Source organism: Pseudomonas sp. URMO17WK12:I12 (assembly GCF_000514395.1).
Taxonomy (GTDB): Bacteria; Pseudomonadota; Gammaproteobacteria; order Pseudomonadales; family Pseudomonadaceae; genus Aquipseudomonas; species Aquipseudomonas mucoides.
Window position 1 is genome coordinate 479,991 of sequence record NZ_AZVV01000003.1, and the last position, 12,121, is coordinate 492,111.

The following is a 12,121-nucleotide window of genomic DNA, read 5'->3' on the forward strand; positions in this document are numbered from 1 at the left end:
TCAACCAGCCAACCGTCCCGCTCCTTTAACGATTTAATCCATGGCAAGGTGGGATATTGGTCACCCGGATATCCTCTGGCCTTATGGTTCGCGTTCGACCAACTGTAAGCACGGAAGAAGGCGAAAAACTCATTGATAACAGACAAGATGGTTTCTTAGCGCTATTCAGCACCGGTAAATTTTGCGAAGGCAGCGGCCGGTGTAGTTACCGGTCGCTGTAGGAGGGCCCTAATCAACAAACGTTCCGATTTGGGCTTGACGAGCACACCTCCGTAGGTACCAGGTTGGTAACGGGTGACGGTGCATCCTGGCTGAAATGGCCACCAACACCTCCCAAGGTGTGTCGTGCCAGGCGAACTCCTCAGGCGAAGGACAATTTTTCGGCAGGTTTTCAGATGCATCGACCTCTTCCGCTGGTGTCTTTCGAAACCCTGAAAGAGCCCGCGACACCCCGATGAAGTTCAAGCTGACATCAGAGCCCGTCAACGATTGGAAGCCTATTTGTGGAAACCACCTTTCCATGGTCACCCCTTTCAGCAAAGGGACAACGTTTGTTGACAGCCTAGTGAGCAAATCCTGATCGTTCAGAATGCCGGCAACAGTACCCAGCATCGGAACCAAAGTGGTGGTTTTGAAGAACCGACTTTTGAGGGTTTCTTTTTTATTGCGTAGCGCCAAGGCATCTTCGATATCGTCGGTATCTACAGGCATGGCGAGGTCATGGCGCAGTGCCGTTTCGAAGCGATCGACGCACTCGCTCACGATGGCTTGCGCGTTAGAAAAATCGCCCCGTGCCAGGATTGCTGCTAATGCGATTGAAAGATCGATGGCTTGTCCGTCGTAGACGGGCAGCAAGCATCCTTTGTGCAGATTGAGGAAGGTGATGAGTTGATTGTGCAGCGCCAAGCGGTTTGACTGCTCTGCTCCCACTGCCCGGAGCAACAGCAAGGCTGTGCCCAGACGTCCAAGCTCATCGCAGACGAGGTCAATGTAAAGAACGTTGTCCGGACGGTACCCCAGCATCTTCCGCCGATTCAGCAGTGACGGCAGTACCCGATCGTAGTAGCGGCTCAGAGCGTTCGAATGGAATTGCACCAGTGTTTCAAAGCGCTTGAGGAACTGAGCGTCGCGCTGTACATCGAGTGCTATTGCTGCGCCCCACAGACGTAATAACAGGTATTCGCCCGAGAGTATGCCTGGCTTATGGTTGCCTTCGCTTTGCCCCCAAACGAGCAGCACACCCCACCCCATTGCCGCTGCAGCCGCGCGCTTGAGAAAACGCTGCTTACGAGCTTGCGGGGTTCTTTCTTCAGCTTCTTCAGGTGCGTCTATGCAATCTTCGACGAAGCGTATGAACCTTGAGAATGAGGTATCCGTGTCTTCCAGTCCGGCCAGGGCAGCCCGTAAATCCGATTTGCCTTTTTCCAGCAGCAACGCATCATCAAATAGATGTTGCTCGATGAGAGGACTCAGATGATCCATGCCCCAGAAGTCTAATGAGCAGAGGTGGCAAATCTCCGAAACCTCTTTTGACAGTGATGAGTAATCAGATTGGGCGTCTTGCTTCAGGATGCCGTTTGAGACCAAAACGATCTTTTTCTTACAGGTGCGCAATTGTGCCGGCAAGCGATTGCGGATGTACTCGGTTGCGGCCTGTCGGATGGAGGGATGGATCGCCTGCTGCCCACTGTAGAAGTCATTGCGGTTTACGTTGCCAAACTTGATCACGAATAGAAACGCTTCGGTCTCTCCATCGGCGTTTACTTGTGTAGATAGAACATCGACACCGCCCTGGTTGACCCCGACCTGAGCACGACTCAGCACTGAGTGCCCCATGGCGAGGAGCAGGTCTGGAAGAAGCGCATCCAGCTCGTCACGTTCGCGCAGCCCTGAGAGATAATGAGAAAGGACTAACTGAATGCTCATTCGTCTGACGTTCTCCACAGATTCTTAATAATTTGCGCATACCCGATCGGGTCAGTGATCCAGGTTTGAGGCAGCTCAATACTCATTTCTTCAGTGAACATTGGGATGATTGCGTCATTGGGCTCGCGGTCAGTCACGTACTCCATCGCTACGCTATTGGAGTATTTGAAATGCTGGGCTGTCGTGATCAGATCAAACAAAGAGTTTTCGCGCACTTGTTCCATCATCGATCGATTTTCGTCGCGCCGCAGATATCGGAGGCTGCGCCGCATATCCGATGACATCCGAAGCTCGATTAAGCCGGGAAGTGCATCTAGATCTGCGGCTTCAGTGACCAGCCGCTTCAACGCGTCTTGAGCGACTTCTGAATGAGCAAAGGGTGAGTGCTCTGCCTCTAGCAGGCGTTTGCACGTGACAGGATATTCTGCAACCAGAAAATCAATTACCCGGGTGGCCATGCGTATGACCTTGGCACTAAAAGGTCGCGCTTCATGAAGACTCAGGACCCAGCCTAGAACGACTGAGACAGGCGCGGTCAGCACACACATCCGTGGTGCAACCGCTATGGCAGATGATTCAAGCGCATCAGTGAGATCAAATTTGAGCAACTGAAGGCATTGCAGATGGCGAACGCCGACCTGATGCATTAACGCTTTGCTGATGCTGCGATGTGCTTTCTTGCCTATCCATTCGCAGGCAGCCAACGTAAACAGATCTGAGTCTGCGATTTGTAGCAAACAATTGTCTGCTTCAGTTATCAGCGTGGCTCGGTCAACTCCACCCTTCTCTGCCTCGCACCAAAGGGCATAAAACTCATTCAGTAGCGCCTCTCCATTCCCCTGTCGAGATTCGTTGTATAACCGCAGATAAAGGTCATTGAACCGCATCATATCCATCTACCATGAACTCCTGAGGCAAAGGTGATCGCTTGGTACCGGTGAAAACCAGGTTGTCCAGGCCTGAATCGATTAGCCGCCTTCGTTGCGGGCCCTCACGGGTTGGTCACCTATGCAGGTGAGCGCTACGTAATGGCTCTGTGCTACATTTTGCGGCACAAACTACGTTGGACTGTTGAATCAAGCCAAGACGCCACTGCGGCGCCAGGCTATTCATCAGCCAAGGAAGCAACACCACTCACGATGGATCGCACTGATGTCTTCGCTCATACCTTTGTTACTTGCACTTCTGACCAAGCCTTTTCTTCGAAGCCGGCTTTGCCAAGGCCAATATAGCTTTTCGGCTACTTATTTCGGTTGGGGCGTTGCGGGAACCATCGCGTTATCAATCAGCATTTTTTGGCTGCTGGGGCCCATTTTCTTTGAGCAGGATCATGGTAGAGGCGACCGAGCACTGTCGGTTACCTTTCGTATCTGGAGCCTAATCACCACCTTCTATATGGCAGGAATTGCTTTAGGGCTAAATCAAATCCGCAAAACGGTCACCTCTCCGCTACTCAAGCTCTACATCATTTTCCTGATTGTCAGCACAGCACTGCTGTTCTTGGTCAGCCTGGCAATAGCACCGATTTATTGGATTATCTACGCAGTGGGTGCGTTCGTGATGTACAAAATCTCGGTAGTACAAAAGGCGACGGCATCAACAAGATAAATTAGCGCGAGATCAAGGCGCAAAAGGGGCACAAAAAACCGCGTTTTTATAGGATTCGAGGTTTACCGCCAAAGAATGATACTTCAGGCTTTTGGCGGTTTTCGAATGCCCCTCACATGGAAAAAAGCGCCTAACAACGCACAGCACATGGCGTCCCGCTAAAATGCAGCTGTAATTCAGGATTGCGAACCAAGTATGGCAAAGGCTCCAAGGAAAAAGTCCGCAAAGGTGTCTCCAACCAACGAAGACCCGCCTGCAAAACGTGGACGGAAAAATGTAGCAAGCCCTGTCTCCACGGGCGATCGCGGCGGTTCATTCGAGCGCCGCGTTCAAGCTGTCCGCCTTCTCGCCATGTGTCTGGGATTGCAGTGCCCAGGTGCTCGTGATGGATTCGTTATCACCCGCTTGCTGTTCCAGGGTCGAGTTTTTGATCACGACACGGACGATTTGATCATTTTCCTCAGACACCCCCTCACCGGGCAGACTGCCAAGCAATGTTTGCAGATGAAGCGGTCCCTGAAGCCCACTGATAATAAAATCTTCAATGAGGCGGTCGGGCTCGCTTGGTTAGATTTCTCCAAGACTAGTTTTCAACGCAACCTGGATGAACTCCTCATCGTCTATTACGCCGCCAGCATTTCCTCAATGCAGGGAGCCGTAGAGGTCGTACGTTATGCGATGGTTTCCAGCTCCGCTGACGATTGGCACGTGCGCGTTCACGCAGAAAAGTTTAGTAACGAGAGCAACCGCAAAGCCTACGCAGCGATCAAACACGCGGTGGAGCTCCAAAAAGGTGCAGAGGTGGATAAAGAAGACCTCTACCCCTTCGTGCTTCATCTTAAGTTCATGTCACATGACCTGGACTCTGACCGTACCATTGAGGTCGACAATCAGAAACAGCTCATTGGCCAGCGAATTTTTTCCCGTCAGAGCAACGATGTGTGGGCCTTGCTTCAAACCGTATGCGCTGAGCTGAACAGCTCGGCTGGGCAAATTTGTGAGGACACTGCAGAGCGTCATCTGGGCTCGCTAGCTTTGGAGTTTCAACTCACTCGTTCAATCTTCAAGGGCTTCCATGCCGGTCAAGGTGAGGGACTGGATGGCACAGCGGGCACACTGACCTCCGCCCTCCCTTTAAGTCTTGAGATCCAGGGCCAAATCGCAGAATTTTTGAAGCCAAAGCGAAGCAACGCAGTCGTCCAAGGAGTTCTTATCGCGGATGACCTCCCCTCCGGTAGCGCTGCTTCTGCTAACTCATTCATATCACGACAACTCGATCAAATCACCGACGGACAACGTGAGCATCGATATGGCGATAGCCTGAGGCAGCTGGAGCTTCTTCAACGCGATTTGAATGATTTCGACGACCATCAGAAGGCGAGATGGTATCTGCTCCGCGGCCTTTCGCTCTGGCATATGGGTAACGATGAGGCAGCTGCAAACGATTTCGATAATGCCGCTAGCCTTTGCGACTCCGATGACCGAATCGCTGCGGCCGCGGTGCGCGCTCGACTGCTGCGAGATGAGTACCAGGCAGCACTGGAAATCGGCCGTGCGATGCTGGAACGGTTTCCTGAGTCCTTTACCGTCTGGGCTGTGACAACCAACGCTCGGCTGCTCGCTGGCGAGCGATTAGATGAAAATGATATTCCGAGCAATTTTGCAGACAAGGCTGCGGCCTGGCAACTGATAGCCTCGTCGCTCGCTGGGATGGGCGACGATGATGGCGCTGTACGTGCGATTCGCATAGCCCTGGACAAGCCAGACTCTTCGTTCTTCATCTTTGAGTCTTACCTTCGCTACGCTATTCGCCTCGCGACGCTGGATGAAGTTCGAGTGAACTGCCGATCACTATTGCCCGGTCATGCAGAGGTCTTATCGGACGCGATGTCTCGCTTCGATGACCGCGACAATACGATCTGGTCTTCTCAAAGCCCCAAAGTAGTCAGCGATGTCATCGCTCACTTGGCCTATGGGATGATACTGCTTCAGCACCCCTCAGAAGCTATCGAGCTAATCCAGCAAGCAAAAATAAAGGGCGTTCGTGTCACGGACGTCATGACCCGGGTTGAAGTCGAGGCCATGTGCGATCTCGATTGCTGGAAAGAAGTGATCGACCGCTTCGAGGATGCGATCGACACGTTGCCCGATGAGTCCCTACTTCGGTTCGGCCAGGCGTGCATCGCACAATCCCGTCCAGATCTACTGCAACTGGCTCGCGATGAGGTGGCGCGGCGTACAGAGTCCGACATTGCACCTCGTATTGCGATCATGCTTCGGCACATTCACTGGGACATGTTGTTACTGCGTGACGATGCAAAAGCCGTTCGCACTGAGCTGGAGGAAGCTGGCATCACGCCGCTCAGTACTTCTGTCATCGAATTGTGCTTTGCGAGCCGAGCGTATGACGACGAGGCGCTGCAAAATCGTTTTGTAGATCGCGTAGCAGAACTTGCCCCTATGAGCACTGAACCGCAGGAGCTTGCAATGGGAGCGCGAGCGATGCTGCGCGCTCACCGCTATGAAGATGCGATTGGTCTGTTTGAAAAGCTGCTGCCCGAGGATTCGTTTACACCACTGCATGTTGATTTGCTTCACTGTTACACCCTGACAGGTCGACAGGCGAAAGCCCTTAACCTCCTCGAATCGATGCCCGCAACTTGGCGCGATTCGCCCGAAGCTCGAGAGCAGGCGCTGTTCCTCTTCAATAGTGTGGGCGACTGGGCGCGCATGCGGGCGGTCGTAGAACAGTCAGTCCGCGAGAACCGTAAAAATGCGAACGCCTGGCTCACGCTGATTCGTGTTGCAGCGTGCGAAGGCGTACTCGATTTGGATACACTCGTCTCGGACATGCCCCGCCATATGGAGGGAACCCCTAAAGACCTGTTGTTATTGGCCAGTATTGAAATGCGTCACGGTCAAGTAGAGAAAGGCTTGAACCGGATCGCCCACGCTGTGCGAAACAATCTCGGCGACGTTGAGCTGGCTGCAACTCACATACAGGTGATGTTGACCTTGTCGCAAGAAGCGACGGAGGTCATGGAAAAGGTTCACCAGGCTCTGGATGTAGTAGAGCCAGGAACATCCATCGCACTAGCCGACGAAAGTGGCAGTCTTCAACATGTCAGCATCGATTTTGCGGGCGCAACGTCCCCATCCTCCGGTGCTGAGTTCATCGCGCCTGATTCGGAGTTCGCGACGAGGCTGATCGGTCTGCGTGTGTCAGAAACGGTATCCTTCGACAATCTGATGGGCACTCAGGTGTTGGAGCTCAAGCACATAATGTCCCTTCATCAGCGTCTGCTGGAACTGTCGCATAAGCTTGTCAGAGACTCAGTTGTACCGAGCAAGTCCCTCGTTGCTATGACGATCCCAACAGATGCCAATGGCGAGATGGATTTTTCGATCTTCCTGCAGCAACTCGATCGACATCAATCTCAGGTCGCCGAATCACTCGAGCTTTATGAGCAGCATCCACTCACGCTTAATTTGATCGCCGACCGATTGGGGCGAGATGTCATTGATCTTGTTCGCGGCTGGCCCTTGGACGGCCCCTACCTAGAAGTCTCCATTGGAGTGGGCACAGCTCATGACACCCTCCCATGTCCACTCCAAGCATCGAGCTGGGTTGTTGATCTCGCCATGCTTACCGAGCTCGCGATGTTCGGCCTTTTGGATGTGCTGAGTCATCTGCCCAAGGTATACGTCAGCACCGCCACACGACGGGTGCTCGACATGAAGATGGAGTCCTCGGGTGCACTGCGCAAAAGTGGCACGTTGTTCACGCACGAGGGACAGCTGGGATTCCATGAAGAAACCGAGGAAGCATGCGTTCGCGACCAGGCCTTCCTCAGCAGTATCGACATCGCAATTGCGAGTTTTTGCACTGTTGTACCTGCCTACGGACCACTTCAACCCGCGCCTGAGCTACAGCGACTCCGTGACATACTTTCTACGGAAGAGCATGCGTCTCTCATGCTTTGTAAGGAATATGAGGCTGGCCTGCTGACTCTGGATGCACGTCTACGTCAACTCGCCACCATCCTGAATGTGCATTCTGCCTCGCCCCAGATGCTACTCAAAGGCATGGCTGACGCTGGTGTCCTTAGATATGTCGAATATTCATGCGCACTGATCAAAATGATCATCGCACGCCGCGGCTTCATCTCAGTAAGCATCCCTGATCTTATTGGGATGATGGACCAAGGCCTGGTTTTTGCGAACGCAGGTATCAAAAGCCTGCGGGCATACCTCGCGGCACCAACCGTGGAATTCGGATCGGCAAGCTTCACTACCATCGGCTTTATTTGTCAGATGTATGAGTCCGGCAGGTGCACCTTTGCCATGCTGTTGGAGTTGATTGTGCATCTGCTTGAACCTTTATTTCGGCATCCACATTGCCCCGATGATTTTCTCAACCGAAGCCTCAAAGGGTTCTCGCCGTTGCGCGAGTACGGGTTCACAGATAAACACTTCGAGCTCATCAAGCGTTTGCTGATCAGGGCAAAAGACGACTCGCAGCATCCGGAGCAGACAAGAACGCTGAATGCCCAAGTTGTTTATCTGCGGATAGCGCCGCTTTACAGCGTTGAAGACGAGGAAGCGTTGCTGGCCCGTACCGTGCCCCGTGAGCCCCCTATGGATGAGTCGATAACTCCCGAGCAAGGTGCTCAACAGGCAGGCACGCAGGCTGTGGATATCGTCCGGGGGCAAACCACGGGCAATACGCTAAGTGAAGCGGAAGCGCGAGTTAAGACAGGTGATACAGACGAATAAGCATGGCCACCGATTTGGATAACTTTCGGCGTTCTCCCCCCTGAACAGCTACAAAACTGGACGGCTGCAGTGGTTGAGCCTGTGTTGGGGTATCTCCCCTCTCAGGCGATCCTGATTACGAATTCGACTCACATAACAATATTGTTCGAATTCCTGAACCTCCTCTCCCTCGCCGGCAACCAGTACATATGAAATACGATTCTAGGTTCCAGACGAACAGCTGAGCACTTCCGAAATAGCACATTTTTGGAAGATGTCTGGGCAGTTCGGCCAACATAATTGTTCGCTGCTAAAAGCTCATAGCATGGATGCATCGCTCGCTCACGCCTGCGTCTTCTCGTCAGGGCTTGGCTTTAGCAGCATTAGGAAAGATGCCACGTTGCCTACTAAATGCTAGGGAAGCCCTAATGCCGATTCGCCAATCAGATTTGCTCAGTACAAGCTTCAACCGTTCAGCTCAGGGCCAATTTGGCCCGCGTGCAGGGCAACCTAGCGCTTTCCTGAGTCACAGCCACCAGGATGCTCCGCTCGCCTTGGGTTTGCAGGAAATGCTGAAGAGACAAGGATGGGACGTCTACATCGACTGGCAGGATCAGGCGATGCCTGCGACACCGGACGGTGAAACGGCTTTCAATATCAAGGTCGCAATTGTCAAAGCGGACTGGTTCCTATTTCTCGCCACACAGAACTCGATGGTGTCCCGTTGGTGCCCTTGGGAAATCGGCTTTGCTGATGGTAAGAAAGCCCATGACCGCATTGCGATTATCCCCACCTCAGACAGCCGGGGCCAGTTTTACGGCAACGAGTATCTGAGCCTTTACAACAAGATTGACGTGCCCAGTAACGGTCTTGGCCTCGCCCTGTTCGACACACGGGGCAAGGGTACTTGGGTGCGCAACCTTTAACTTCACCTCTACGGTAGTGCAAGAGAATGAAAAGGGAACATTTACGGCTCATCGACACCCTGTCCAAAGAGCTGGCGGAAGGAAACCTCGCAATTTTCGCAGGCGCAGGCTTCTCGCAGGGTGCAGGTTTTGTGAATTGGAAGACGCTGTTGAAGCCAATAGCGGAGGAACTGGATCTTGATATCGACAAGGAGACAGATCTGGTTGCGCTGGCGCAATACCACGCCAACGCAAATGGTACTAACCGCTCGAAGCTCGATCAGATGTTAGTGACCGAATTTTCGGCAAAGGTTAAAACGACGGATAATCACAAGATCCTTGCGCGGCTGCCGATCCAGACTTACTGGACAACGAACTACGACAGGCTGATTGAAACTGCCCTTGACGACAACGAGAAGATTCCTGACGTCAAGTACACCGTCAAGCAACTGGCCATAACCAAGCCAAAGCGCGACGCTGTGGTTTACAAGATGCACGGAGACGTCGAGCACGCGTCCGAGGCGATTCTTATCCGTGATGACTACGAACGTTACCACGTGAAAATGCAGCCATTCATCACTGCGCTCAGTGGTGATTTGATTGCGAAGACCTTCCTGTTCTTGGGCTTCAGTTTTACCGACCCCAACCTCGACTACATCTTGAGCCGGGTGCGCATCCAGTACGGGAAACACCAGCGCCAGCACTACTGCATTCTCCGAAAGGTCAGCCAGGAAAAGGACGAGGAGCAGGCTGATTTCGAGTATCGCGAACGCAAGGAAGAGCTATTCAAGCAGGAGCTGCTTCGTTTTGGGATCAAAGCCATCTATGTCAACGATTTCTCTCAGATCACGGATATCCTGCGGGAGATTGAACATCGTCATAAGCGCAAGACCATCTTCATATCAGGTGCTGCCCACGACTACAGCCCCTGGACAGAGGCCGAATCCGAACAGTTCGTCTACAAGCTGAGCAAGGCCATCAGCAAAGAACAGTATCGCGTGATCTCCGGGTTCGGTCTGGGCATTGGCAGCGCCGTGATTACGGGCGTCGTCGAGCAAACCATCATGAACGGGCATCGTCTGGACAGCGATCAACTCATCTTGAGGCCGTTCCCGCAAAGCCAATCCGGTGAGCGTCCTTTGAAAGAGCTGTGGACGGAATATCGCCGGGACATGCTCGCTCATGCGGGCATCGCCCTCTTCCTCTTTGGCAACAAGCTTGAAAAGGATGGCGAGGTAGTACCGTCGAATGGCATGCGCGAGGAGTTCGATATCGCGGTGGCCAACGGCGTTTTTGTCATTCCGATAGGGATCACCGGCTCGATCTCGGCAGACCTCTGGAAAGAGGTCATTAAGACGTATGACGAAACGAAGTACGAGCATGGAAAAAACATCACTCCCCTGCTCCACGAATTGGGCACTGAAGGCACAGACCTCGCGCGCGCCCACGACATCATCCTCCAACTGCTGCCCCTCATTTAAGGACGATCATCATGGCAAGAAAGGTTTTTTTCAGCTTCCAGTACGAAGACGTACAGCGCGCGATGAACGTGCGCAACAGCAACGTCATCGCCTCCGACGACAAGGTAGGCTTTATCGACAAGGCCGAGTTCGAAGAGGTCGAGCGCAAGGGCGAAGCGGCCATCAAGAAATGGATCAATGATCAACTGTACGGCACGAGCGTCACCGTTGTGCTGGTGGGGGCAACGACGGACAAAAGCAAATGGGTGAAATATGAGATTGAGCAAAGCATTGAGCGAGGCAATGGCATCCTGACCATCGATATCAGCAGCATTTCGGACTTCAATGGCAACACAACCACTTGCTGTGCGCTTCGTGTACCTGGTGCACCCCATTACCTATGGAAGAACAACGGTCGCGAAGACCTCGGCAAATGGATTGAAACCGCCGCGAAGGCAGCGGGCAAGCCATAAAAAAACATGAGGCGCCGGCAGGCGCCCCCCCCCTTCAAGCAACAAGGATTGTCCGATGTATCTAGGCTTTGAAATCGAACACTACGAGCCGACAAATCACTTCCGTGATTATCGTATCGACCGTTATATAGATGACGCTGAGACTCGAATTGGCGACCTCGCACGATTCCTCATCGGCACCTACAACCGCCGTAGCTTATTGGATGCCGAAGCACTGGCGGCGGCAATTTTTCCAGAAGCGCATTACGACGTTTTTCTTTCTCATTCGCATGCCGATCAACGTAACGCTATCGACTTCGCGCTCGCGCTGGGAAACCGCGGTTTGAAGGTATTCGTTGACTCGACCGTTTGGGGGTTTTATGGCGATCTTGTGAGGAAAACCATCGACCAGACGAGTCCACACAATGACGAAACGAAAGCAGAACACATCCATCGTATCCATGCCGATATTCACATGATGCTGGCAGGTGCTCTGCACCGCACGATTGCCAGGGCTGAGACATTCGTTTTTGTGCGCTCTAAAGAGTCTGTTCCTTTAAATTTTGGCGACAAAGCAAGAACCCTGTCGCCCTGGATCTACTCCGAGCTACAGTTCAGCTTCCAAGTCCAGCATGCCACTCCGAAGCGAATACAGCAGAGGATACAAGGCGCGACTTTGGACGACGTCAAAGGGTTCAACAACATGAGCCTTGAGAGCATGCAACATCTCATGGCGTTTAGGGCCTTCAACGACCACTTGCCTCCTGTCCGTGGCAGCGACCTACATGAGTGGCTCATTGAGCTGCCGGCAAGCATTCAAGGCAATGGCGTGCTGGACTTGCTCTACAGTCGATTCGACCTGCCTGGACAATACCGTCGTCGCAGGGAGTCACTGAAGCTTTAACTTCCAGCCGGTATGAAATTGACTTGGTCCACTAACAGGTTTGCTTGGGCTCGGGATGCGGTTTTTGCGCATCCTTGAGGACCTGGCCGATAAGCCGTATGCATTGTCCAG

General features: G+C 53.0%; 8 protein-coding genes. 6 read left to right on the top strand and 2 right to left on the bottom strand.

Annotated features, from left to right (window positions below):
• Window positions 1-228: 228 nt before the first annotated feature.
• Together D882_RS0102430 and D882_RS0102435 are read right to left on the bottom strand one after the other, a co-directional pair.
• Window positions 229-1,926, bottom strand: coding sequence for a hypothetical protein (locus D882_RS0102430; protein WP_027921755.1), 1,698 nt, complete (start codon window positions 1,924-1,926; stop codon window positions 229-231).
• Window positions 1,923-2,822 (bottom strand): hypothetical protein, encoded by a 900-nt coding sequence (locus tag D882_RS0102435; RefSeq protein WP_027921756.1) that lies wholly within the window; start codon window positions 2,820-2,822, stop codon window positions 1,923-1,925. Before D882_RS0102435 ends, D882_RS0102430 begins: the two co-directional genes overlap by 4 nt.
• Before the next feature lie 256 nt (window positions 2,823-3,078).
• On the opposite strand from D882_RS0102435, the gene D882_RS0102440 reads away from it, so the two are divergent.
• The 6 genes from D882_RS0102440 to D882_RS0102470 all read left to right on the top strand — a co-directional run bounded on the left by D882_RS0102440 (window position 3,079) and on the right by D882_RS0102470 (window position 12,010).
• Window positions 3,079-3,534, top strand: a complete 456-nt coding sequence (locus tag D882_RS0102440) for a hypothetical protein (protein WP_027921757.1) — start codon at window positions 3,079-3,081, stop codon at window positions 3,532-3,534.
• A 195-nt stretch (window positions 3,535-3,729) separates the two neighbouring features.
• Window positions 3,730-8,310, top strand: a complete 4,581-nt coding sequence (locus D882_RS01000000130765) for a lipopolysaccharide assembly protein LapB (RefSeq protein ID WP_256218280.1) — start codon at window positions 3,730-3,732, stop codon at window positions 8,308-8,310.
• Between the two features lie 407 nt (window positions 8,311-8,717).
• Window positions 8,718-9,215, top strand: coding sequence for a toll/interleukin-1 receptor domain-containing protein (locus D882_RS0102455; RefSeq protein WP_027921758.1), 498 nt, complete (start codon window positions 8,718-8,720; stop codon window positions 9,213-9,215).
• 26 nt (window positions 9,216-9,241) lie between these two features.
• Window positions 9,242-10,675, top strand: coding sequence for an SIR2 family protein (locus D882_RS01000000130770; protein ID WP_032833384.1), 1,434 nt, complete (start codon window positions 9,242-9,244; stop codon window positions 10,673-10,675).
• 11 nt (window positions 10,676-10,686) lie between these two features.
• Complete coding sequence (locus tag D882_RS0102465) at window positions 10,687-11,127, top strand: TIR domain-containing protein (protein ID WP_027921759.1); 441 nt, start codon at window positions 10,687-10,689, stop codon at window positions 11,125-11,127.
• Between the two features lie 55 nt (window positions 11,128-11,182).
• The gene (locus D882_RS0102470; RefSeq protein ID WP_027921760.1) at window positions 11,183-12,010 is read left to right on the top strand and encodes a toll/interleukin-1 receptor domain-containing protein; all 828 of its coding nucleotides are present in this window, start codon (window positions 11,183-11,185) and stop codon (window positions 12,008-12,010) included.
• Window positions 12,011-12,121: the final 111 nt, after the last annotated feature.

Coding starts and splice junctions, on each gene's coding strand:
- D882_RS0102430 (WP_027921755.1), bottom strand. CDS start 1,926: ATGAGCATTCAGTTAGTCCTTTCTCATTATCTCTCAGGGCTGCGCGAA.
- D882_RS0102435 (WP_027921756.1), bottom strand. CDS start 2,822: ATGGATATGATGCGGTTCAATGACCTTTATCTGCGGTTATACAACGAA.
- D882_RS0102440 (WP_027921757.1), top strand. CDS start 3,079: ATGTCTTCGCTCATACCTTTGTTACTTGCACTTCTGACCAAGCCTTTT.
- D882_RS01000000130765 (WP_256218280.1), top strand. CDS start 3,730: ATGGCAAAGGCTCCAAGGAAAAAGTCCGCAAAGGTGTCTCCAACCAAC.
- D882_RS0102455 (WP_027921758.1), top strand. CDS start 8,718: ATGCCGATTCGCCAATCAGATTTGCTCAGTACAAGCTTCAACCGTTCA.
- D882_RS01000000130770 (WP_032833384.1), top strand. CDS start 9,242: ATGAAAAGGGAACATTTACGGCTCATCGACACCCTGTCCAAAGAGCTG.
- D882_RS0102465 (WP_027921759.1), top strand. CDS start 10,687: ATGGCAAGAAAGGTTTTTTTCAGCTTCCAGTACGAAGACGTACAGCGC.
- D882_RS0102470 (WP_027921760.1), top strand. CDS start 11,183: ATGTATCTAGGCTTTGAAATCGAACACTACGAGCCGACAAATCACTTC.